Annotated in this window: 25 protein-coding genes and 1 tRNA gene; 15 read left to right on the top strand and 11 right to left on the bottom strand. The window is 39.9% G+C overall.

Annotated elements, in window-relative coordinates; genetic code table 11:
* On the bottom strand, nt 1–699 hold a 699-nt coding region (locus ACYVRH_RS01335), incomplete at its 3' end, for an energy-coupling factor transporter transmembrane component T family protein (RefSeq protein ID WP_461255129.1).
* 99 nt (nt 700–798) lie between these two features.
* On the opposite strand from ACYVRH_RS01335, the gene ACYVRH_RS01330 reads away from it, so the two are divergent.
* Nucleotides 799–1,104, top strand: coding sequence for a hypothetical protein (locus ACYVRH_RS01330; RefSeq protein WP_461255128.1), 306 nt, complete (start codon nt 799–801; stop codon nt 1,102–1,104).
* 117 nt (nt 1,105–1,221) lie between these two features.
* Here ACYVRH_RS01330 and prs read toward each other — a convergent pair whose 3' ends face one another.
* Genes prs through ACYVRH_RS01315 form a run of 3 tightly spaced genes read right to left on the bottom strand, consistent with a single transcriptional unit; the run spans nt 1,222 to nt 5,698 of the window.
* On the bottom strand, nt 1,222–2,484 hold the full coding sequence (gene prs / locus ACYVRH_RS01325; protein ID WP_461255127.1) for a ribose-phosphate diphosphokinase: 1,263 nt from the start codon (nt 2,482–2,484) through the stop codon (nt 1,222–1,224).
* A gap of 36 nt (nt 2,485–2,520) precedes the next feature.
* Nucleotides 2,521–4,002, bottom strand: coding sequence for a glycerol kinase GlpK (glpK, locus tag ACYVRH_RS01320; RefSeq protein ID WP_461255126.1), 1,482 nt, complete (start codon nt 4,000–4,002; stop codon nt 2,521–2,523).
* A 10-nt stretch (nt 4,003–4,012) separates the two neighbouring features.
* A complete protein-coding gene (locus tag ACYVRH_RS01315) occupies nt 4,013–5,698 on the bottom strand; it encodes an adenylate/guanylate cyclase domain-containing protein (protein WP_461255125.1) in 1,686 nt (561 codons plus the stop codon).
* Nucleotides 5,699–5,764: 66 nt separating this feature from the next.
* Here ACYVRH_RS01315 and ACYVRH_RS01310 point away from each other — a divergent pair, with 66 nt between their 5' ends.
* Nucleotides 5,765–5,968: a hypothetical protein gene (locus tag ACYVRH_RS01310; RefSeq protein WP_461255124.1), complete on the top strand. Its 204-nt coding sequence runs from the start codon at nt 5,765–5,767 to the stop codon at nt 5,966–5,968.
* An 83-nt stretch (nt 5,969–6,051) separates the two neighbouring features.
* Here ACYVRH_RS01310 and ACYVRH_RS01305 read toward each other — a convergent pair whose 3' ends face one another.
* The 5 genes from ACYVRH_RS01305 to ACYVRH_RS01285 all read right to left on the bottom strand — a co-directional run bounded on the left by ACYVRH_RS01305 (nt 6,052) and on the right by ACYVRH_RS01285 (nt 10,016).
* Nucleotides 6,052–6,252, bottom strand: a complete 201-nt coding sequence (locus ACYVRH_RS01305) for a hypothetical protein (protein ID WP_461255123.1) — start codon at nt 6,250–6,252, stop codon at nt 6,052–6,054.
* Between the two features lie 71 nt (nt 6,253–6,323).
* Nucleotides 6,324–7,838 (bottom strand): Lcl C-terminal domain-containing protein, encoded by a 1,515-nt coding sequence (locus ACYVRH_RS01300; protein WP_461255122.1) that lies wholly within the window; start codon nt 7,836–7,838, stop codon nt 6,324–6,326.
* 12 nt (nt 7,839–7,850) lie between these two features.
* Complete coding sequence (locus ACYVRH_RS01295; RefSeq protein ID WP_461255121.1) at nt 7,851–8,585, bottom strand: hypothetical protein; 735 nt, start codon at nt 8,583–8,585, stop codon at nt 7,851–7,853.
* A gap of 106 nt (nt 8,586–8,691) precedes the next feature.
* Nucleotides 8,692–9,810, bottom strand: coding sequence for a hypothetical protein (locus tag ACYVRH_RS01290; RefSeq protein ID WP_461255120.1), 1,119 nt, complete (start codon nt 9,808–9,810; stop codon nt 8,692–8,694).
* Nucleotides 9,807–10,016, bottom strand: coding sequence for a hypothetical protein (locus tag ACYVRH_RS01285; RefSeq protein ID WP_461255119.1), 210 nt, complete (start codon nt 10,014–10,016; stop codon nt 9,807–9,809). The genes ACYVRH_RS01290 and ACYVRH_RS01285 overlap by 4 nt, the downstream gene beginning before the upstream one ends.
* Nucleotides 10,017–10,144: 128 nt before the next feature.
* Between ACYVRH_RS01285 and ACYVRH_RS01280 the strand changes: the two genes are divergently transcribed.
* From ACYVRH_RS01280 to ACYVRH_RS01245, 8 genes are all read left to right on the top strand, one after another.
* Nucleotides 10,145–10,468 (top strand): helix-turn-helix domain-containing protein, encoded by a 324-nt coding sequence (locus ACYVRH_RS01280; RefSeq protein WP_461255118.1) that lies wholly within the window; start codon nt 10,145–10,147, stop codon nt 10,466–10,468.
* Nucleotides 10,469–10,551: 83 nt separating this feature from the next.
* A complete protein-coding gene (gene deoD / locus ACYVRH_RS01275) occupies nt 10,552–11,259 on the top strand; it encodes a purine-nucleoside phosphorylase (protein ID WP_461255117.1) in 708 nt (235 codons plus the stop codon).
* A 39-nt stretch (nt 11,260–11,298) separates the two neighbouring features.
* A tRNA-Leu gene (locus ACYVRH_RS01270) sits at nt 11,299–11,382 on the top strand.
* Between the two features lie 96 nt (nt 11,383–11,478).
* Nucleotides 11,479–11,781, top strand: coding sequence for a hypothetical protein (locus ACYVRH_RS01265; protein ID WP_461255116.1), 303 nt, complete (start codon nt 11,479–11,481; stop codon nt 11,779–11,781).
* 56 nt (nt 11,782–11,837) lie between these two features.
* On the top strand, nt 11,838–12,794 hold the full coding sequence (locus ACYVRH_RS01260; RefSeq protein ID WP_461255115.1) for a metal ABC transporter substrate-binding protein: 957 nt from the start codon (nt 11,838–11,840) through the stop codon (nt 12,792–12,794).
* Nucleotides 12,795–13,490 (top strand): metal ABC transporter ATP-binding protein, encoded by a 696-nt coding sequence (locus tag ACYVRH_RS01255; RefSeq protein ID WP_461255114.1) that lies wholly within the window; start codon nt 12,795–12,797, stop codon nt 13,488–13,490. It abuts the gene before it with no gap.
* Nucleotides 13,490–14,344 (top strand): metal ABC transporter permease, encoded by an 855-nt coding sequence (locus ACYVRH_RS01250; protein ID WP_461255113.1) that lies wholly within the window; start codon nt 13,490–13,492, stop codon nt 14,342–14,344. Before ACYVRH_RS01255 ends, ACYVRH_RS01250 begins: the two co-directional genes overlap by 1 nt.
* On the top strand, nt 14,337–14,930 hold the full coding sequence (locus ACYVRH_RS01245; protein ID WP_461255112.1) for a TIGR03943 family putative permease subunit: 594 nt from the start codon (nt 14,337–14,339) through the stop codon (nt 14,928–14,930). Before ACYVRH_RS01250 ends, ACYVRH_RS01245 begins: the two co-directional genes overlap by 8 nt.
* A 44-nt stretch (nt 14,931–14,974) precedes the next feature.
* Here ACYVRH_RS01245 and ACYVRH_RS01240 read toward each other — a convergent pair whose 3' ends face one another.
* Entirely contained in the window at nt 14,975–17,455 is a 2,481-nt protein-coding gene (locus ACYVRH_RS01240) for a methyl-accepting chemotaxis protein (RefSeq protein WP_461255111.1), read from the bottom strand.
* A 226-nt stretch (nt 17,456–17,681) separates the two neighbouring features.
* Between ACYVRH_RS01240 and ACYVRH_RS01235 the strand changes: the two genes are divergently transcribed.
* The 5 genes from ACYVRH_RS01235 to ACYVRH_RS01215 all read left to right on the top strand — a co-directional run bounded on the left by ACYVRH_RS01235 (nt 17,682) and on the right by ACYVRH_RS01215 (nt 21,895).
* Nucleotides 17,682–18,512: a glycoside hydrolase family 11 protein gene (locus ACYVRH_RS01235; protein ID WP_461255110.1), complete on the top strand. Its 831-nt coding sequence runs from the start codon at nt 17,682–17,684 to the stop codon at nt 18,510–18,512.
* Nucleotides 18,513–18,585: 73 nt separating this feature from the next.
* Nucleotides 18,586–19,029 carry a GNAT family N-acetyltransferase gene (locus tag ACYVRH_RS01230; RefSeq protein WP_461255109.1) on the top strand — a complete coding sequence of 148 codons (444 nt, stop codon included), beginning with the start codon at nt 18,586–18,588 and terminating at the stop codon, nt 19,027–19,029.
* Nucleotides 19,030–19,042: 13 nt separating this feature from the next.
* A complete protein-coding gene (locus ACYVRH_RS01225; RefSeq protein ID WP_461255108.1) occupies nt 19,043–19,774 on the top strand; it encodes a lysostaphin resistance A-like protein in 732 nt (243 codons plus the stop codon).
* A gap of 9 nt (nt 19,775–19,783) precedes the next feature.
* Nucleotides 19,784–20,422, top strand: a complete 639-nt coding sequence (locus ACYVRH_RS01220) for a hypothetical protein (RefSeq protein WP_461255107.1) — start codon at nt 19,784–19,786, stop codon at nt 20,420–20,422.
* Nucleotides 20,423–20,527: 105 nt separating this feature from the next.
* Nucleotides 20,528–21,895 (top strand): endo-1,4-beta-xylanase, encoded by a 1,368-nt coding sequence (locus tag ACYVRH_RS01215; RefSeq protein WP_461255106.1) that lies wholly within the window; start codon nt 20,528–20,530, stop codon nt 21,893–21,895.
* A gap of 16 nt (nt 21,896–21,911) precedes the next feature.
* Here ACYVRH_RS01215 and ACYVRH_RS01210 read toward each other — a convergent pair whose 3' ends face one another.
* Nucleotides 21,912–23,120 carry a hypothetical protein gene (locus tag ACYVRH_RS01210; RefSeq protein WP_461255105.1) on the bottom strand — a complete coding sequence of 403 codons (1,209 nt, stop codon included), beginning with the start codon at nt 23,118–23,120 and terminating at the stop codon, nt 21,912–21,914.
* Between the last annotated feature and the right edge of the window lie 15 nt (nt 23,121–23,135).

Here is a 23,135-nt window from a genome sequence, read left to right as displayed (position 1 = left end):
CGCGATAAAGAAAAAATCTAAAGTTTTCATTTTTGGTTTTTCAAGCCATGTTCTTGTTTTGTAAACGCCAAACGCCTTGGAATCCATTACAATCGAGGACATTTGCGCCTTACGCATTGCGCCTAACATCAGCGGAACAAGCAGGTTTATATATGATTTTATCCCGAATTTGCGCATTCCTCGTAATTTTTGCGCGTCCATAATTAAAAGAGCCTCTCCTTTAAAAGCCGGAATAAGGTTTATCGCAGAAGTTATTACAAAGGCGGCTCGATAATTTACGCCAAGAGCGCAAAGCCCGTCGCTTATTTGATGAGGAGAAGTTGTCAGCGTCAACATTGGCAAAAGAAGCGTTAAAACTGCTAGACGGCATATAATCACAATACCGAGGATAAAACCTTCCCATTTTAACGAACCCATGCCGCCTAAAAACGGAAACAACGCGGGAAAAAGAGGCTTTACGATGTATGTTTCGCCGGGACCTAACAGTGTTTGAATGAAAATAATAAAAATTGCTAACAATGTTAGATTTTTTAAGTATTTAAAACCTTTAAGCGGTATTCTTGCAGAAAAACGAATAACAATAAATGATACCAACAAACAGACGGTGGCAACAAGAGTATTAATTAAAAAAATCAAAAATGTAAGCAGTAAAACAAAAAACAATTTTGTTCTTGCGTCCAGATTAAAAAAGACAGACATATATCACCTTTATATATAATTCTAATAATAACTATAGACAAAAAAATTATTATGTGCTATACTAAAATATATCACTTAAAAAAAAGGAGAAATTTTTAAATGACTGATGCAAAGACACGCCTGGCAAACAGGGAAAGACAAAGAAGGTATCGAGAAGCGCACAGAGATGAAATTAACGAACAGCGAAAAGAAAGGTACAACGACCGCATTTCAAAGGGTAAATGCCCAAGATGCGGAGGCAAAGTAAAAAAAGGCTACATCTTATGTCCTGCCTGCAGCGAATATCAGGCTAATCTGAACCGCAAGTACGCCAAACAGAAAAAAACCGTTGTAAAAAAAGCAGGCAAAAAGACCGCCGCTAAAGCAAAACCCAAGACAAAAAAAACACCCAAATCAAAAAAATAAATTTCAAATTTATTTGAAATTTATTAAAAACCGTGTCAACTTACACGGTTTTTTTGTTATGTAATTTTTATTGAAAAGATTTCACACTAAAAGAAGAAGGGAGTGGGGATTTGACGATTAAGTGTGAGTAAAAGGGAGTTCATTTTGAAGCTCAGTCTTCTTTGAAAGGAGGCGGTTTATTATGCCGGCGTTATCCAACAGGCTTGAAACTGACTGGTTTTGGTGAAGGCGGGAAATTACGTCCGCGAAAAGACGCGAAATATTGACGTTGACATACCACTCGCGCTTTACAACTTCTTCCTGATAGACGGCGTTTGTCCCGATTATGCGGTAAAACAGGCCTTCGCTGTACGCTTCATCAAAGTGGGAAATGGCGTTACCGGAGAAAAGAGGCAGACTGATAGCGCAGATAATCCTGCGCGCGCCGTTTTCTTTAAGGTGCTTCATTCCTTTTATCAAAGTGCCGCCTGTCCCTAAAATGTCATCCGCCATGAAGACGGTCTTGTCCTTCACGTTGCCAAGAAGGCGTATTTGCGAAATATTGGACTGGGTAGCGTCTTTTGACAATTTGGAATAATCCCTTTCCTTGTATATCAACGCCAGCGGCTTTTTTAGGGCGGACGCGTAGAATTTATTCCTGTCTACCGCGCCTGTGTCGGGGGAAACAACGACAAAATCGTCGTTTAGAATATCATCCATATTTATCAGAGTTTGAATAATTTGATAGCTGGCATGAAGATTTTCTAGGCGTAAATCGTTAAAAATATTCATGATGTCCCTGGAATGAATATCCAGCGTAATAATTCGGTCTACCCCAAGGCTTTCAAAAATTTTACCGATTCTGCTCGCGGTAAGCCCTTCCCTGCCCTTCGCCTTGTGCTGGCGCGAATACGGATAATTCGGTATTACAAGGGTAATACGCTCCGCCCCAGCCTGATGAACGGCGTCAATCGTGACAAAAATGGTCATTAAATGATCATTTATGGACAGATTATTTACAACTTCGCCTGAAAATTTTACAGGGTAGTGGTTCTCCACATCCTGAAAAATATATATGTCTTTACCGCGGATCGATTCCTGAATTTCAGATTTTATTTCACCATTTGGAAATAATGAAAATTTAACGGGAATTTTAAACGGTGCGCTATTTTTTACAGTGCCGCTTTGGGACGCGGTTCCCCGCGCGACAATTTTATTTATAAGCTCTATTTGCAGGTCTACCTGATCCGCGCTTAAATTGTAACGTTTTGAAATGTCTTCCACCGTTTGTTTGCGGCTAGAATGGTATTTACGATGAAGGTGTTGAATTACCTCATCAGCGAAAATTTCCCCACCGGGACACGCAATTACGGCTAAATTCGCAGGATTGAAGTACTTCATGGCTTAACTATTATTTACCAGAAAACAAGAAAAATATCAAGCCCAACCGCGGCTTCTTTCCACCGCTTTATGCCAAAGCGTAACCAGTTTTTCACGCTTTTCCATGTCAATTTTAGGGGTAAAAACAGTCTCCTGCCGCCAGCGGTTTTTTACCTCGGCCAGGTTTCTCCAAAACCCAACGGTGATTCCTGCTAAACACGCCGCTCCAAGTGCGGTCGTCTCCCTAATAACCGGGCGCACAATGGCCGCACGGCACATATCGGACTGGAACTGCATAAGAAATTTATCCCTGCTCGCTCCGCCGTCAACCTTTAACTCCTTTATTTTTATGTCAAGGTCGCTTTCCATGGCTTTTAAAAGATCCATTACCTGATAGGCGATGGATTCCTGCGCCGCCCTTATAATGTGCGCTCTTTTTGTTCCGCGCGTGATACCGATTATGCAACCGCGGGCGTACATATCCCAATACGGGGCGCCAAGACCGGTAAAAGCGGGGACGAGGTAGACGCCGCCCGTATCCTTTACTTTTTCCGCGAAGTATTCGCTGTCCGCGCTGTCTGTAATAATGCGCAATTCGTCCCTCAGCCATTGAATAACAGCGCCGCCCGTAAAGACTGAACCTTCAAGCGCGTACTGCGGTTTATCGCTGAAGCCTGCGGCAATGGTGGTTAAAAGCCCATTCCCGCTGACTAATGCGTCAGTACCGGTATTCATTAACAGGAAACAGCCGGTGCCGTAGGTGCATTTTGCGTCTCCTTTCTCAAAACAGCACTGCCCAAAAAGCGCCGCCTGTTGATCCCCCGCGTCTCCCGCAATGGGAATTTCAACGCCGTTAATATTAGCGGAGGCTAACATCGCGCCAGACGGCTTTACCTGCGGAAGCATGGAGCGCGGAATTTCCAGAGTTTTAAGAAGGGTATCGTCCCAATCAAGTTTATGAATGTCGAATATCATCGTTCTGCTGGCGTTGGTGTAATCCGTCACGTGGGCCTTGCCGCCTGATAATTTCCAGATTAGCCATGTATCGACTGTGCCAAAAAGTATCTCGCCTTTTTGCGCCCTCTCCCTTGCGCCTTGCACGTTATCAAGTATCCATTTAATTTTAGTGCCTGAAAAATAAGCGTCTGGAACAAGCCCCGTAGTTTTTTTTATATATTCGCCAAGCCCGTCTTTTACTAGAGCATCGACTATTGCCGACGTTCTTCTGCATTGCCACACTATCGCGTTGTAAATTGGCGCGCCGGTATTTTTATCCCAAAGAATTGTCGTCTCACGCTGGTTTGTTATTCCGATGGCGGCAATATCACTCGCCTTAATATTCGCTCTTGTAACAATATCAGTCATTACGGAGTATTGGGAGGAAAATATATCCATCGGATCGTGCTCCACCCAGCCTTCACTCGGATAAATCTGGGTAAACTCCTTCTGCTCTACCGCGATGATATTTTGCTTATGATCAAAAAGAATCGCCCGAGAGCTTGTAGTCCCCTGATCCAACGAAAGAACGTATTTGCCCATAATTCCCCCACTATTTAGTTTTCATTACTTCCACGCCGTTCCAGTCGGCGGGCGGCGGCGCTGACGCGTATTCAACGCACCTTTTACACAGATTGTCAGCATTAAAATCATCGGGTAATATTTCAAGCGTCTCCTTAAATTTTTGCGCCGCTTCGGCAAAGGAACGCGAATAATAAAGTTTCATTCCCTGATTATGCAAAGGCCATGCTTTTTGCTCAGATGGCGAGAGTGTTTTTTTTACCGTGAAGATTCTCACACCTTTGGTTTTACCCTTAACCGCCACAGTGTCAAGGAGCCTGTAATTAAGGCCCGCGTCAGGCGCAGTTTTTCGCAATTCTTCAAACAGGCTTTCTGAAATCAAAATTCCTGAGTGGTAAGTTTTTGTCAGCCCTTCCATCCGCGACGCTAAATTTACCGCGTCCCCGATTACCGTGTAATCCATTTTGCGCTCGCTGCCGATATTGCCAACAGTTACTTCGCCAAAGTTAATGCCTATGCCGATTTTAAATTCGCACTTGCCAAGCTTGCGCTGGTTTTCATTAAATTTTAAAACAGCGTCCGTCATTTCAAGAGCCGACAGGACCGATTGCAGAGCGTCATCTTCGTGTTTTTCGGGGGCGCCCCAAATAGCCATAATCGCGTCGCCTATGTATTTGTCTACAATTCCTTTTCTATTGTAGATAATGTCAACCTGCCCCGAAAAATAGCGGTTAAGCGAGTGTACCAAATCATCGGGGGCCATTCCTTCGGAAATTGTAGTAAAGGAGCGGATGTCAGAGAAGAGTATTGAGAGCCGGCGGTTGTCTCCCACAAGCATTTTTTCGGGGGACGCGAAGAAGCGCTCGATTACGTCATTCGGCACGTATTTTTGGAAAATCTGACGGATACGTTCTTCTTTTTTACCGGCAAGAACCGCGTCAAACGCGTAGCGCTTTACCTGCGAATACGCCCTGTCCAATTCTCCAGTCATATTATTGAACGTCTGCGCGAGAATGCCTGTTTCATCGTTATACTCAACTTCAACTTTAGACGAAAGATCAGCCGTTTCAATAATCGACTCCATTGTTTTAACAACCCGTCCCAGCGGATTTGTCAAGCGGCGCGTGACAATGATAAGCATAAAAACGGCAACAGCGACCGCAGATACCAAAGTGATAATTGTCTGCACGGTAATTAAATTCGCGTCCGCGTAAAATACCCGCTCTTTTTCGCTGATTAAAATATACCAGTCAAACGGGGTAAAATAGAAAGACTGAAAAATACGTTTTTCGCCGCCTATGACGGCAGTTTGCAATCCCTGTTTTTCACTATTTAGAAGTTGCAATAACGTCTTTGACTCGGAAGGGGATAATTCTGATCCAGAACCATCCCCGAAGGTAGATATAGCCACCTTTCCGGTTTTATCTAGTGCAAAGATAATTTCAGTGTCGCTTAAAAGAATACTGCGCTCGTATTGCTCCACGGCTTTTTTTGCAGCTTCGACCATTTCCGGCCTTCCGGCGAAATTGTTATCAACTAAAAGCGCCCATTGGCTATCCGCGAATTTTTCCAGTTCTCTAAGTTTGAACCCTAAAAGCTCTCTCGCGAGGCGGGTAACCCCGTTTACAGCCTGAAAATAAGACGCAGTTTCCGCAAGGACAAGCGGGACGATGATTAAAGGCAGTACGACAAGGAACATTTTTAACCGGATTTTCATTCTATTATTATAAAGAAACCGGCTAATAATCTCAAGAGGGGCGAATAATCTTCCGATATTATAAATATGAAACGTTATAGTATTAAATGCTTATCGGGCAATTCGGAATTTGTTGATATTCTGAACGAAACGGACGATGAATATCTGGTTCGGTTTACGCGAAGCAGGAACGGAAACGTAAAAACAACCGAAGAAAAAATCACAAGGTATCTTTTTAATATTTGCGTACAAACCGGCTATCTGAATCCGATGGAAAGTTCCGCCGCTTGAGGCCATTGACAGAAACGGCAAGCATACTTCGGCGCAACCGGTTTCCATTTACACGAAAAACAGGATAGCCTCGTCTTAAGAATTTAGTCCTTTATTTTCCGAATTAAAACATAGTCTTCATTAAAAGAATGTTTTATTACAATTTCTTGAATTATATCCTGAATGTCTTTTTTTTCTTTTAAACAAAGTCTTAAACGGGATTTATCTTCTTTTGTCAGAAGTATTTTTTTCTCTCTCATGGCTAAATCAATGTCTTTAATGATTTTTTCTATATTGTCAGGCATATAACCCTCTAAAAAAAATATTTGTATGGGGTGGATTATATCACGTTTTTATTTTTTATAAAGCTGCACGCCTATTCAGTGTAGTAAATTAAAATGTCGTCAAGGGAAAGATAGTAAAAATTAACAGGATAACCAGAATAATATCCGTCTTTTTTTGCCCATATTATGTTATTTTCCCCTGGATCAAGATCAAATGTCATAAAAGACCAGTTAATATCGGTAACCCATTTTGCTTTTTCTATACCGTTGATTGAGAAAACAGTACCATTAGCATTCATATATTTATTGGCATACCAAAATGAAAATCTAGCTCTTTTCTCAAGATTTATTTTAAGTTGAAGCAATGCAGTATTAGTGCCGCCGACAGCGATTGATTTATTTCCATTTTTGGGCGTATAAAAATTATTAGAAGAAGTACTAAGCAACTCAGACCCGTCTTTATAATACCCTACAAAACTTTGTTTTAAATAATACTGCTGCATCTCCCCTTCGGCATCATCCCAAAATACTACCGTACTTGGCAAATCGTGGAGCGTCCCTGTATTATTTGGGTTGTTTACTTCAACTATGAGCATAGTGTCGGAAAAGGTAAATTCTTCTTGTTGATATTTTTCAATAATAACCATATCATTGGTCCGCGCGGTAATGGGGTTTGATTTTCGTTTGAAGAAGATGTAACCGCCCCCGGCACTGACAGTTGCGGTTACATTTGTGCCAGGTTTGATTGAATTTTCGTATTGATTGTTTTTAAAGGAAACACCTTGCCAAATAACGTCGGTAATCTCTGTAAGAGATTCGTTCTTTATTTTAAGTGTTGTAAGTATCGGCTGTAAATCATTTAGCGTCCCGGTGTTATTCGGATTATCTACGTCTACAATACTTGTATTATCTAAAAATGTAAATTCTTTTTGCTCATCCTTTGCTATTACAACCAAAATTGATGTTCGCGCGGCAATGGGGTTTGTGCTTCGCTTAAAATAAATATACCCGCTTCCGGGTTGAACTGTTTTTGTTACCGTTGTGCCTTTTCTTATTGAATTTTCAGTTGTGTTTTCGGCAAAAGAAACACCCTGCCAGATAACTTCTGAAATATCGGTAGATGATTCGTTTTTAATTTTAAGCGTTGTGTTTACTGTTGGAGTAACGGGTATATTATCATAAGACCGAACGGCGCGGACTGAATACGAAAAAGATTTTTGTAAACAGTACTGGTTGCCGCTTCCGAAATCCTGAACATACACATACGCACTAGAACTATTATCCGCAACTGAAGACCAGTAATAATTATTAGAAAACCCTCCCAAATCATTTTGTTTTAGATTTTTGTACATTAAATCCAATTCTCCCCTATCCGGTAAATGCCAGTTAGTAAAACCGCCGCCTTTATAATTTCTGGCTGTCGCCACCGCAGCATCCCATGTAGAATTGCCCAATTCGCCGCTACATTCCTTATACTGGCCGCCTTCGGCAAAAAAGATAATACCGCCGCCGGGTCCTGTTTTTCCGATTTCACCGTAATTGGGAGAATCTTCGCAAGTTGTAATAATAATTGAAAGTATGATTGTCAATGCAAAAAGTTTCTTCATTTTGTGTTTCTCCTATTTTCTGTTAAAAACAATGTTTTCTTCTTTAATTTTTTCTACTTTAATTCCGTTATAGTTAAAATGATAAATAACGCCGTTCTTCATAAGAAAATCAGGAATAGGCACGCTTTCAGATACAGTGCCAACTCGATAATTTTGATACAGTTCGCCTTCAGCCGGAAGAACGTAACGATTTTTGTAGATACCGGTTTTATCTGGAGCAATTGGAATATTATTGTCGGTCTGTCTAAGCGTCGTCCCCAAATAATAAAGTTCACAAGGTAAAATATAGGCATTTTTAATTGTCATATACGCCGATCTAATTTCAATGTTTTTTGGATCTGGAATTTGAATAGTACACGGCTTGTCAGCTTCTATCACACTGGGAATCTGCAAACCGGGATCAGTTCCGCTAACTTCTACTTCTTTAATTTCTCCGTTTAGACTTTCAATTATCTGTATAACCCAGATATATTCAATAGAAAACATTGTACCGATACCATTGTTATCGCTGACACGGACGGAAATTGTTTTTGCACTGCTGTTTCTAGGCAGTTCCAACAGCACAGGGCCGTCGAAATTATCCCTGTGGATTTTAAGGTTATACCTTGATTCATTAAAAAATGTTACATTTGCGGTTTTTGCGGTTGTTGATTGTTCTTCATCATTATTTGGCGTATTTTTACACAAGACAAGGAAACACGCAAGAAAAAAAATGAGGAAGATTATTTGTAATATATGCTTCTTCATTTTAGTTCCTTCACGTTTAATCACAATACCGTGTTCACAGTTTTATTAATGTGATTCAGTAAAATTCAGACTGCCCGCAATTAAGAGGACAGCCTGAAACTTGTTATCAGTTCGATGCCGATACTAAAAGATCATTTTTGTCTAAGGCCGCGCCTTTTACCAGCCATGCTCGATAACTTGACGCTTGAGACGGCGGCGCGTTATCAACAAGCTGAAGATTTACCGAATATACATACCCGTTTTCAAGTACCGGCAACACGTCCGGTGCCGCTTCAAACCTTACATTGATTTTCATAGCTCCGTTTTGCATGGAAAGATTAAGGTCTAATCCCTCTCCATCAGATATAATTTCATACGATTCTCTTGTACCGCTGGTTATATTCTTATACCCGCTTTGAGGAAATTTTTCCTGATTAGCGATTCTGAAAACCACGTCTCTTCCCGCATTATTCCTTACTTGTATAGTCGCAAACGAAAAATTGATATTAAAGTTAATGTCTATATTACTGTCAGGAAATCTGTATGTAGGAACATCTTCGGTAGGCGATTTAGGCTGAACTTCCCTCTCTCCTTCCCAACTGTCACCCGCATCGCTTGGCGAAAAAGGAACAATAGTTTTTGTTACATTATTAAAAGCGATCCATACGGGGAATAAAGTCATTGGGGTTTTTGACGGCGAGTGAATAACGCGGTTTTTCTCCGCTCTAACCAAATACGCAACCTTCTCACCCTCAGGCGAATCCTTTCTAAGTTCCAACGCGTATTGGCTATTCATGTTGTGTACGGTGTATTGAAAGGCGCCGTCAGTTGTAGAAACAATGTTTGTTCTGAATTTTGCGCCATCTCTGTATGTTATCATTGCGGAATTGTCAATTCTTGATTTATCTCCATTTGCCTTAAATTCAAATTCTTTTACCGCGTGAATTACTTTATAGCCGCCAACGGTATAATCAGCTTCAGTGGAAAAATTTACGGTATTGGTAGAAAAAGCCCTTACGCCGCCAACAATATAATTTATGCTAATTGCTGAGCCGGAAAATAACAGCATGTCATAAGAAGTATTATTTACAACTTCAACACTGCCATTTACATTATTCCTGTAACTGCCTTCGTAATATTTGGCATATTCATCTCCTCCCTTAACTTCATCATCCCCACACCCGGCGAAACTCACCACAAGCCCCACAATCAACACAAGCACACACAATTTTTGCAATTTTTTCATTTTTTGCTCCTTCGTAATAATTTTCCGCAGAAATACTCCTGCGGTTTTGATATGGAAACGCCGTCAACAACAGCGTCAATCCCTAAAGATTTTTTTGCGGAATTCTCGGCAAAAAATGCCAAATTAACCCAGGTGAGTAATTGAGTCTTATTTTCCGGCGTAAGAAGGCGGGAAATTCTAATAGCTTCGGCTTCGTTGTTTTGCATAAAAATTCCTTTTTGTATATTATTGATAATAATATATCAATAATATACAAATTTGTCAATGATTTATTAAGTATTTGATATTTTTATTGTAAATTTTTAATACACCCTATATTCTTAAATTAGAGAAAATGACTATACTTGATAGAATCAGGCTTATTCGAAAAACATTAGGGCTAAAACAGGGAGAATTTGCCCGAAGAATTGGCCTGACGCAGACCGCCCTATCAATGATCGAATTAGATAAAACCGCCCTCACCGACAAGAACATAAAACTAATCTGCGCTACTTTTGCCATTGACGAGGACTGGCTGAGAACCGGAAAAGGCGAAATGTTCGGCGTACAATCGCCTTATGAAAAAGAGCTTTTGGAAACTTTTAGCAAATTGACGGCAGATACTCAAGGATTTATTCTGGAGATGGCGAAAAGCCTGCTGAAAAGGCAGAAAAAATGAATTGGCAGCGCGCCTGATACTAATTCAATTAAGTATTGAATTTTTTTTATTTGTTAATTAATATTACATAAAAGGAAAAAAAAATGTCGATTCATATTGCAGCGAAAGAGGGAGATATTGCCGAAACAATATTACTTCCCGGCGACCCATTAAGGGCAAAATTTGTAGCGGAGAATTTTTTGGAAAAACCGGTACAATACACGAGCGTTAGAAATATTCTGGGGTATACCGGAACCTACAAAGGAAAAAGAGTTTCCGTTCAGGGAACCGGTATGGGAATCCCCTCTATTTCTATCTATGTAAATGAGTTATTCCAGGAATACGGGGTAAAACGGGCAATCCGCATCGGAACGGCAGGCTCAATTAATAAAGACGTAAAAATACGCGACATTGTGCTTGCAATGTCAGCCTGTACCGATTCAAACGCAAACCATATCCGTTTTGGCGGCAGAAGTTACGCCCCTACCGCGACGTTTTCCCTGCTAAAAACAGCATGGGATATCGCCGTCTCTAAAGGATACCAGCCAAAAGCGGGACCGATAGTATCAGAGGATACGTTTTATTCGGAGAATAAGGATGAATGGAAACTCTGGGCAAAATACGGATGCCTTGCCCTTGAAATGGAAAGCGCGGAACTCTACACTTTAGCCGCCAAATTTAACCGTGAAGCCCTATGTATATTGACCATCTCAGACAGTCTGATCACGGGGGAGGCTACCTCATCCGAAGAGCGGCAAACAACCTTTACCCGCATGATGGAAGTCGCGCTTGAGACGGCCATTAGCGATTAGTTGACCTTTGTTTAAAAACGCGATAGAGTATTCACATAAGCCCGGATGGTGGAATTGGTAGACACACTAGTTTCAGGTACTAGCGCCGTCAAAAGCATGGAAGTTCGAGTCTTCTTCCGGGCAAGTTTTTTCCCCAAAGACTCACACTAAGATCACTAAGGAACAAAGATCACAAAGATGAATATTTGCATAATCGGACAAATTAATGTACAATAGCCTATGGCATCAAGCCTTAAAAGAAAAAAATTATTTCTTGTTTTAGCGGTTTGTATCGCGTTCTCGGTTGTTTTTACAATTAATCAAACTGCCGCTATCCTTGACCATAACCATACAGAACACGACTGCCCACACTGCCGTCAAATTGAAGCGGCAAAGTACTTTATCAAAATAATCAAGTTGGCGTTAGTTGGTTTGTTTTTTACAATCTTTCTTTTCTTTCCAAGTCAGATCCATAAAAAAGACGCCGAATCAGTCGCTTATACCCTTTCTCCGGTTACGCTTAAAGTTCGTTTTAATACCTGAGATTCTTTTTTACAATTAAAACTAATAAAACAAATTTTTAAGGAGTATACACTATAATGAAGAAAACAATTTTAATATTGATAACGGTTGCCGCAATTCTTTTTGGAGTCAGCGGTTGTAAACAAAATAAAAACGCTGTTACGCGCAATGCGGACGGCAAGCTTAATGTGACAACGACTAATTTTCCGCCGTTTGACTTTGCGCGGAATATTGCGGGGGACAAGGTAAACTTGTATATGCTGCTGCCGCCCGGCGCGGAAAGCCATTCTTATGAACCGTCGCCTAAGGATATAATTACCATTAAGAACAGCGGTGTTTTTATCTATGTGGGTGGTGAGAGCGACGCTTGGGTAGACAGGATTCTTGAATCAATGGATACGTCAAAAATGATAATCGTCCGCATGATGGACGCGGTTGACGTAGTTGAAGAAGAAATCGTCGAGGGCATGGAAGAGGAGGCAATGCCAGAGGAAGAAGAAGAAACGGAATATGACGAGCATGTCTGGACATCTCCCCGAAACGCGATACTGATTGTCGGAGCAATAAACGCAGCGCTGTGCGAGGCCGATTCCGCCAACGCTGAATTTTACAGTCAAAACGCCGTTTCTTACTGCAAAGAATTAGTGAAGCTTGACGCGGCGTTTAATGATGTAATTGCCGCAGCAAAACGAAAAACAATCGTTTTTGCCGACCGCTTCCCATTCCGGTATTTTGCCGACGCTTACGGGCTAACTTACTTTGCAGCGTTTCCCGGCTGTTCCACGGAAACAGAACCTAGCGCGGGTACCATCAAATTTTTGATAGACAAAATCAGGACCGAAAAAATACCCGTCGTTTTTCACATCGAACTTTCCAACGAGAAAATGGCGGATACAATCAGCGGAGAGACGGGCGCAAAAAAACTTCTGTTTCACGCATCTCATAACCTCTCTAAAAAAGATTTTGACGCAGGGCTTGGTTATCTTGACTTTATGCGCGGTAACGTAGAAAATCTAAGAGAGGCGTTGCAATAAATGCTAATAGACTGTCAAAACCTTTCTTTCGGGTATGACGGACACATTACAGTCTGCGGCCTGAACTTTTCCGTTCAGGCCGGGGACTTTCTCCTTATTGCCGGGGAAAACGGCTCCGGTAAATCTACTCTTGTCAAAGGGCTGATGCGCCTGCTCTCTCCAATGGAAGGGAAGCTCAGTTTTAGCCCCGATTTTAAACAGTCTCAAACAGGCTTTCTTTCACAGCAGACCGCCGCAAAACAGGATTTTCCGGCTGGCGTCATGGAAATTGTGTTATCGGGAATTTTGGGGAAAAAAGGTTTTTGGCCGCTTTATACCCATTCGGAAAAACACACAGCGGAAGAAAAACTGCGTCTGCTTGAAATTGAGAATTTAAAAAATAGATGTTTTAGGGAATTATCCGGCGGACAGCAAAGGCGCGTATTACTTGCGCGTTCCCTTTGCGCCGCAGAAAAACTTCTCGTGCTAGACGAACCTTTCGCCGGCCTTGATCCGCTGATTAGCGCGCAGTTGAACACCTTGCTTGAAAAAATTAACCGCGAAACGGGCATGACGGTAATAATGGTTTCCCATGAAATTGAAGCGGCAAACTGCGCGACAAAAGTGCTGCACTTGCAGAAACAGCAGCTTTTTTTCGGCAGTATGGATAATTACAAAAAAAGCGAGACAGGCAGAAAATTTTTAGGAGAAATTTGATGTTAAAAGTTTTATTGGAGATGTTCAGTTACTCGTTTCTTGTCAGAGCTTTTATTGTCGGCGCCCTTGTTTCAGTTTGCGCGGCCCTCCTCGGCGTAAGCCTTGTTTTAAAACGTTACTCGATGATTGGAGACGGACTTTCCCATGTCGGCTTTGGTTCGCTCGCCATCGCTACCGCGCTTCATGCCGCGCCTTTAAGCGTCGCGATTCCGGTAGTGGTAGCCGCAGCTTTTCTACTTCTGCGCATGAGCGAAAACAGCAAAATCAAAGGAGACGCGGCGATTGCCCTAATCTCCACAGGCTCTCTTGCCATTGGCGTAGTGATTATATCCCAAACGACGGGCATGAACACCGACGTGTGCAATTATCTTTTTGGCAGTATCCTTGCAATGGCAAAAGCAGACGTGTATTTAAGCATCGCGCTTTCAATTGTAGTGCTGGTTATTTTTATTCTCTTTTATAATAAATTATTTATCATAACTTTTGATGAAACATTTGCCAAAGCCTCCGGAATAAAAACAGGGCTTTACAATATGCTCATCGCTTTTTTAACCGCCCTTACAATAGTGCTTGGAATGCGCATGATGGGCGCTATGCTTATTTCAAGTTTGATAATTTTTCCGGCTTTAAGCTCCATGCGTATTTTTAAAAAGTTTAAAAGCGTTACCATCTGCGCCGCAATTATTTCTATTATGTGCTTTTTTACCGGTGTGATTATTTCGTACTTGTACGCCACGCCTACAGGCGCAAGCGTTGTAACAATTAACATAATCGTATTTATACTTTTCTATCTTGCCGAGAATTTGCGTAATTCAAGAACAATAAATAAATTAAGGGGGGAAAATCATGAGTAAAAGATATTTAACTATCGCCGCAGCCATACTGGCGGTAACTGCCGTAATTTTTACTGTTACTTACGCCAAAACAAAGAAAAATATCGAAAATTTTAACGCTGTTTTGGGAAAAGATGAAAAAGTCAGTTTTTCTTTAGTTTTTAAAACCATATTGAACAACAATAAATTCGGAACACCTGAAGAAAACGCCCGCTTTGAATCTATGTCACCCAAGAAAGAAGTAATAGAAATAAAAGAAAAAATGTTTATTACGCAGGTCAACGATGTCTATCTGAACCCTCAAGATTATCTTGGAAAAACAATCAAACTTGAAGGCGTTTTTAAGAACGAAAAATCTTATGACGGCGACCAGTACTGTTTTGTTATCCGCTACGGTCCCGGCTGCTGCGGCAATGACGGCATTGTAGGCTTTGAAATAAAATGGGACGAAGACAACGTGAAACCGTATCCCAAAGCCGACTCTTGGGTTGAATCAACAGGAATACTGAAACAATATGAAGCTGACGGATACTCCGACTATTTGTATCTTGATTTAATTTCGCTTAACGTGTTAAACAAACGCGGCGCGGAAACTGTAGTGCAGTAATGTATTTTTTATTGATAATAACCGCATAAGTCGCTTTTTTTATATTACTCTTTTTTCAGTATTTTTCCTATTCTGCGCAACAGATCATCGTTATTGTATGGCTTTTTAATGTAATCAACCGCACCTATTTCTTGCGCGTGCTTTATGTCTTTAGGATCATTTGAAGACGTGAAAAACGCTATCGGGATATTATGCAAGCCGCCAATCGCTTTTATTCTTGTATAGGTACTCCACCCGTCCATATCCGGCATTATTAAATCCAATAATATTAATTGGGGAACAAGCCCTTGGTAAAATAGACCCAGCGCCTCTTTACATGATTTGGCGCTTGATATGTCATACTCATTTCTCAATAACGCTTCCACCATTTCAAGATGAATACCGTCATCGTCCACTATTAGAATTTTTTTCTTCTCATTGCCAACGGTATCATTAAATTTTTGCGTTTCCTGTTTCAATGCGTCAAAGTTGCGGTTATTTTCCATGCTCATGTCATTTACATGGCTGACTGAAACGCTTATCTGATTAACGCCTTTCAATATCTCGTTCATGCCGTTTACAGCTTCCTGGCTTGTTTTTATGAATTCGTCCGTTTCCTTAACAAGAGTCTTTCCCGATTCAGCCATGTCATCAGAGCCTTTTTTAACCGAGCGGGTTATGTCCCTTAGACGGCTTATGGATTCCAATATTTGCTTACCGCCCGTTTCCTGTTCCCGCATGGCGTTTAAAATATTTTGTTCGTGCTCTGAAACTGTTTTTACGCTTGAGTCTATAGCGCCAAATCGGTTTAATACGTCATCGGAAGATTTAGTGATGTTGTCTATGGACGATTTTATTTTTTTCAACATTGATGCGGTAGTTTTTGACTGATTGCTCGAAGATTCGGCAAGTTTGCGTATTTCATCGGCGACTACAGCAAAGCCCTTGCCGATTTCTCCGGCGTGAGCGGCCTCAATTGCGGCGTTCATCGAAAGCAGATTGGTCTGGCTCGCGATACTGTTCATCAACAAATTTATTTCCAAAAGCCCTTCGGAATCACGGGCTATTTCCTGTATTTCCTGCGCGACTGTCTGGAGTCCTGTTTTGCCGTTTTCAGACGCTTCGACTAAAACACTGACGTTCTTGCTGTTTTCAGCCAGCGTCTGGGTTACCGAATGAATGTTAGCTGTCATTTCCTCAATTGCCGAAGACGATATATTTACGCTTTCAGTCTGTTCTTCTATCATTTTGTTAAGGCTGTCAATATTATCCTTAATATCACCTACCGCCTTGCCGGCTTCTTCAGCGCCGTTTTCCTGCTTGACCATAAGATTTTCCATGTTGTCAAGGTTAGATGAAATCTGCTGCACGGCTGCAGAAGTTTTTCCCATATTGGCCGATAGTTCAAAACTGGTATGGTTAAGCCCGTTGATTTTATATTTTATTGTCCCTACAAGGTTTTTGATTTTTTCAATGGTCATATTGAAAAATCCTGACAATTCCCCCATTTCGTCTTGGGACTTAACGTCCGCTTTTACAGTTAAATCCCCGTCCTTTAACTTTTCCAGAGCCGAATGTATCGCTTTTATTGGAGAGCTTATTTTTTTTGCGACAAAAAAGATTAATATAAAAACAACTACCGCCAACATCGCTATACATAAAATAATCAGGCGCAGGATCAGCGTATTTATGTCATTAAAGATTACAGATGAGGGTATCGTTGACACAAGAATCCAGCCGGTACGGGGTATGGCTGAAGAATATATAAAAATATTTTTATCGATATTAAAAAAATCGGCGCTGCCCAATACGGAGGAGCGGTATTTATCAAGATTTAATTCATTAAAGAAATCTTTTTCCATAACCGCGCTGATGTCTTCATGGGTAATAAAAAGCCCATCGGCGTTAATAATATACATTTCCTGCCCGGAAAAACTGCGCATCGCGCTAATTATTTCTTTTAAAACATTTACCGCAACATCGTCCGCCGCTACCCCGATGTCAGTTCCTTTGCCGTCAAAAACCGTCATTGAAAGGGTAATGATAACGTCGCCGGTTTCAGAATCAACATAGGGTTCGGAAAAAGCAATTTTTCCCTGCGTTTTCTTGGCGTCGGTAAACCAGGAGCGTTGGGTATTATCCCAATCATCATCGGGAATCCATCCTCCGGCAAACGCGGCAAAACCGCCCGGCTTGTTCCACGTCAGATTATTGGTAAAATACAGATCAAGACTGTTGGGTACTATCTCTTTAATCTCACGCAAATATTCCGCGGCGGCTTCTGTGGAAACCGTCGTTTGCTTAAAAAGATGCGTAATGCCGACAGAGAATTGTTTTAGAGCTTCTTCATGTTCCTTAATAAAAGACAACACCATATCTTGCGAACGGGCGACGTTTGTCTTTGTATTTAACTCAGTCAAATTGGTAACAATATGGCGAAGGTTATAAAAAAAGATTACAGATAAAGATACCGTTATAGATAGAATTATGAGTAAAGTGACGCTTGTAAATAATCTTGCGAAAGATGTTTTTTTGGGCTTTTTCATATTATATGTATAAATATATCAGATATAAGCAAAAAAAAATTAACATTACTGATCATTTTCAGAATTTGTCGAAAAAATCATTTTTTCAGACTTAAATGAACAATTTTAATCGTTTTTACCGTTTTTCAGATACTGGAGTATGCCATTCCATTTTTATTTCAAGAAATGATTAAAAATATTCATTTATAATTTACTGTATATTTATATTCAATATAGGAGAATAAAAATGAAAAATCAATCCGTAACCGGTAAGTTTTTGTCAGTATTGATTTGCTGCTTTTTAGCCGCATGCGCGATAACAAAACAAAATGATGAACAAAAAACAAATAAGGAAACACAGAATACAGAATCAAGCAATAAGATAGAATTTTCCGGTATAGTGTTTAATGGCAACAGCCACGGAAGCAAGCCCTTAGAAGGCTCTCCCTATAGTTATGAAATATGGAGCGCCAGCGGAAATAATAATCGGCTTATTTGGTACGGGCCGGAAAAAGGCGGCGGAGCGGCATTCAGAGCCGAATGGAATAACGCGGATACTTTTCTGGGACGAGTTGGGCTATTTTGGAATAAAGGAAAACCATACGCAGAATACGGAAATGTTTTTTGCAATTTTGAGTTTACACGATCCGCCAATGGCACTGCCGGAGGCCACTCGTATCTTGGAATTTACGGTTGGTCAAAAAATCCGATGATAGAATGGTACATTGTAGACGATTGGTATGGAACGGGAATAATACAGCCTCATAATATCGGAGGAGGAGCGGTAAAAAAAGGAGAATTTTCTGTTGATGGCGCAACCTATTTCATTTATCAGGCCACAAGACCCGCCGGTTCCGGCAATATAGAAGGCAGTAAAGACCCTTTCCCGCAATATTTCAGCATACGCCAGGAACGCCGTCAGAAAGGAACAATTTCAATAACAGAACATTTTAAAGCATGGGAAAAAATTGGCTTAAAATTAGGCACAAATATGTACGAGGCAAAATTCCTTGTTGAAGCAGGAGGCGGTACGGGATGGTTCGACGCCTCATATATTTCGTTTTATCAAAAAGATTGAATAAAACATTATTTTTTATGTTAGGAAATAAAATGTAAATATTAATTATTTACATTTTATAAAGGAGGTTTTTATGGAAATAAGGCAGGTTTTTTACAATGATGAATATTGGGCTAAACTTATTGATTTTGTAAAAAAATCATCTTGGCGGGAAAGCCCCATTATAGCAAAAAATTGGGAAAAAAATAATTTTTTGGATTGGGAAAGGATATTTGTCGCAATTGAAAATAATAACATTATAGGGCATTGTTCATTTAATGAAAGGGACAGTGTTCCCAATGTAGAATATACTCCTTATATTCAAGCTGTTTTTGTAAATGAACAGTTTCGCGGCAATAGAATAAGTGAAAAATTAATTTTATGCGCAATGGCCTACGCTAAAACATTGGGATTTGAAAAAGTATATATTGTTAGCGCTCATAAAAATCTTTATGAAAAATACGGATTTATAAAAATAGATGAAAAAGATGATTATAGGGGCGAACGGCAAAATATATATTTTCAAAAAATAAAGTAAATGAGCATGAAAAATGAATCGGAAATTGTTTCTTTTTGTAATTTTGGCTTTTGTTTTTAATTTGATTTTGTTGTTTATCCATATAAAATCAAATATTCGGTTTGAAAAAGTTAGTATTAACCTGCCTCAATTTGCCCCCGCTTTAGCATTTTTTGCTACCATATTATTATTCAGGGATTTATTTAGGCCAATAGTAATAAGTTTTAATAGAATTGTTTTGGTTAAAACATTTCTCGCAATAATTATTCCAATAGCATTATTTACGCTTACTTATTATATTGGAATATTAATTGGCATTGATGTAAAAATACAGCCTAACTTATTTCCAACGCTAATTACTTGCCTATTTGGATTAATAATTGGAAGTATTGGAGAAGAGATAGGTTGGAGAAGTTTTCTTCAACCGGCATTGGAACTTAAATATTCAAGATTTACGTCCTCAATAATAGTTGGATTAATTTGGGGCATATGGCATATAATTCACTATAAAAACGGGCTATTATTTATGATAGGATATGTAATCTTTACCATATCTATTTCAATTGTATTTGTATATTTACTAAAAGGCATACAAAATAATTTAATTACTTCAACAATATTTCATACGGCAATAAATGCGTCTGCTATAACTTTTTTTTACGGCAATTTTACAAATATAAAGTTATGGTTAATAAGTTGGAGTATATGGTTAATTGCCGCAATAATACTAACAATATGTGAAAGAAAATATTATATGAATATTTAGGAAGTATATATGGTTAATGTATGTTTTCAATGCGGTGAATATTGCGCGGAAAAAGAAGTTGATATTACTAATAATATTGCAATATGCCCTTTATGCGGGTATAAAAATAAGTTTTTTTCAATGCCTTTATTTATTGTCGGGGGAGCGAGCGGAACGGGAAAATCAGCAGTATTAAAAGAATTAATTGGAAATATGGATAATGTCGTTTTACTTGAAACAGATATTATATGGCAGGATGAATTTAATAATCCGGAAAACAATTATAGGAAATTTTTTGAAACATGGTTAAGAATAGCCAAAAATATATCACAATCAGGCAGACCTGTAGTGTTATTCGGCGCTGGTTTTGGAGTTCCTGAAAATATAGAACCGTTAACAGAAAGAAGATATTTTTCCAATATATATTATTTGAATATTTATTGTTCAGACGATGAATTAGAAAAAAGATTAATCAAACGCCCTCAATGGAGAAATTGTCAAGATAAAGAATATATTAACAGACAAAAAGAATTTAATAATTGGGTTAAAAATTACGGAAAAGAAAATAAACCGGAAATTGATTTATTAGACACAACAGATTTAACACTTGAAGAAAGCGTAGAAAATGTTAAAATATGGGTTAATAAAAAATGGGAAAAGAAAATATAATATACGGGTGGAACTTCGCATAAATATAGTAAATGGGTATAAAAAATGATCAAAAATGTTCATTTTTTTTTAAATTTTTTTGATATATATTTAATAAGGAATAAAATGTATAAAACAAATGATGTTTTAGAAAACGTCCTTGACGAAATTGAAAGCGGCCTCAAAGACGATATCAACGCGGATATTCTGGCGGATGAATTTTCACTGTCCTCAGTTCATTTACAAAGGCTCTTTAAACAAACGTTCAAAAAGTCGATTGGAACATATATACGCTCCAGAAAATTATCGGCAAGCATAGGGGATTTGTTATATAGCGGTTTAAGCGTTCTGGACATTGCTCTGGAATACGGCTTTAGTTATGAGCAGGCGTATATACTTAGCTTTAAACGGGAATTTGGGTTTACCCCCGGCGATTTACGCAGAAACAAACATTTGGTAAGAACTACAACGCCGCTTAAACCTATCGGTCAAACTTCAATATATAAGAATGATTTTCTTGTCGGCAATATCATTAACGAGAGGCTTATGGACGGCGCTTATTTTAACGTTATAAAAAATCATTTTAATATTATTACTCCAGAGAACAACCTAAAACCTGCTTCGCTTACGACAAACCGAGGCGGCGCGTACAACTGGTCATACGCGGATCAAATGGTGAACAAGTCGATGGAAAACGGCTTGCTTGTTCACGGCCATGTTCTGGTATGGCATGATTGGACTCCCGAATGGATGACCGAAGGAACAAGAACGGAAGTGGAAGACAACCTAAAAAATTATATTACCGACGTATTAACGCATTATCGCGGCAGGATTCATTCATGGGATGCGGTAAATGAGGCTATGAGAGACGGTCTTTGTGCAAGTGACGCTGGAGACTGGAAAAAATGTCTGCGTACCGATTCCCCTTGGTACAAAGCGTTAGGCGCAAGTTACATCGAAACAGCTTTCCGTACCGCGCGGGAAACTGATCCCGATATTACCATATATTACAATGATTATTTTTGTTATGATGATATGTATAAAGTCGAAGCGGTATGTAAAATGATTAACGACATAAATAACCGGTATAAAAAAGAAACAGGACAAGTTCGAAACCTTATCGAAGGGTTGGGTATTCAATCTCATCATCAAGTTAAATATTTTGATGAAAAAAAAATACGCTTGCCTATGGAAAAATTTACGTCTCTGAACATTGAACTTTCAATAAGCGAACTGGATTTAACTGCCGCCGGTTATGAAGAAGGTAAAGGGAAGGACATTATCATGTCCGAATATGATGCCACGGTACAGGCCGGGATATATGCGCGGCTCTTCAGAATATACCGGGAATATTCCGATTACATATCGCGGGTAACTATGTGGGGCATTGACGATCACAACAGTTGGTTTTCCGCCGGAACTCCATGCCTTTTTGACCGTTACTTAAATCCAAAAAAAGCCTACAATGCGGTATTTAATCCTGTTTATTTATAATTTGTGAGAAAATTTCTCACCATACTACACAAAAACGCAGATTAACCCACTGTCTCTTTTTAAGCGGCTCAATACCTTTGTCCTTATGCGCTTGGAGTTCTCTTCCGTATTCGGAACGGTAATTATACGCAAACGCCACATAGGCATTGGAGCTAAAATTAACCTGTACCTTAGGTTCAATCTCTATATACGCATAAGGGGAATCCTTGTACATTTTACCTTCGCCAAAATCCTGCGCATAAGAGAACGATGCGCCCACATTGAGCAGGTTATCAAAAAATTTGTAATAAAAACTTGGTCTGATATGCAAGACATTTCTGGTTTCCCTTACGTCAAAACCTAAACGTATCTGGGCGGTAAAATTATCCGGATCATACTGGGCAAACAGCCAATTATAAAAGAGGTAATAATCCGAGGCTTCCGCCCCAATTCCCTCCCCATAACCGAGCGCCCACATCGACAAACCGGGCAGAAGATTTTTTAACATATATTCCTCTAGCCTGTACACAAGCTGCCCCCCCTCATTCCCGGGCGTTGTCCTAAAATCTTTATCACTGTCCAGCCTGTAGGCTAAACGCGCATGAAACAGATTGTTTGTATACGAAACGCCGATAACAGATTCCTGCAAATAATCCCCCAAATTAATCACAGTATTTGTACTGGTTGTAGAATCCATACCGCCGTCAAAATAATTCAGCACAAAACCGACATTCAGTCCGTCAAGAACAGAAAGAAATTTAGGCTTAAACTCAAAGCGTATTCCGCCTAATGTTGATATTTCCAGTTCTTTCCACATCTCAGGCCCGCCTGTTCCCCAGGGCGAAGCTCCCAGTTTGCCAAGAGACAGCGTTAGCTGATCCTGAAAAAAATTACCGTACCCAAAAGCGTAATTGAAAAACGGCAGACTGGTTTGACTGAGCCAACTCTCCCACCTGAAACGCGTTTTAAAGCCGACGTTATTGTGGAGATACGCCATATCTATCTGAAAGCGGCCGGGAGTAGGCATCGTTCTATTATCACTATTGTCATTACCTGCGTCATCCCTGCTATGAAAATATGACTTCTCCAGAACTTCGTTAATTCCATCGTCAAACTTGGAATAAAACAAACCTGTTTTAACTTCTCCGTTTACTGTAAAATCCTGGGCAAAAGCGGAAGTGGCTAACGCCATTGCCATGGCCATTGCAAGCGTTGTAATTAATAGTATTGCCAATAATTTTTTCATATTGGATTAATCCTC

The sequence above is a fragment of the Treponema sp. R80B11-R83G3 genome (assembly GCF_054786115.1).
Note: the sequence above shows the minus strand (reverse complement) of the source record. Positions and strands in the feature narration are given on the sequence as shown.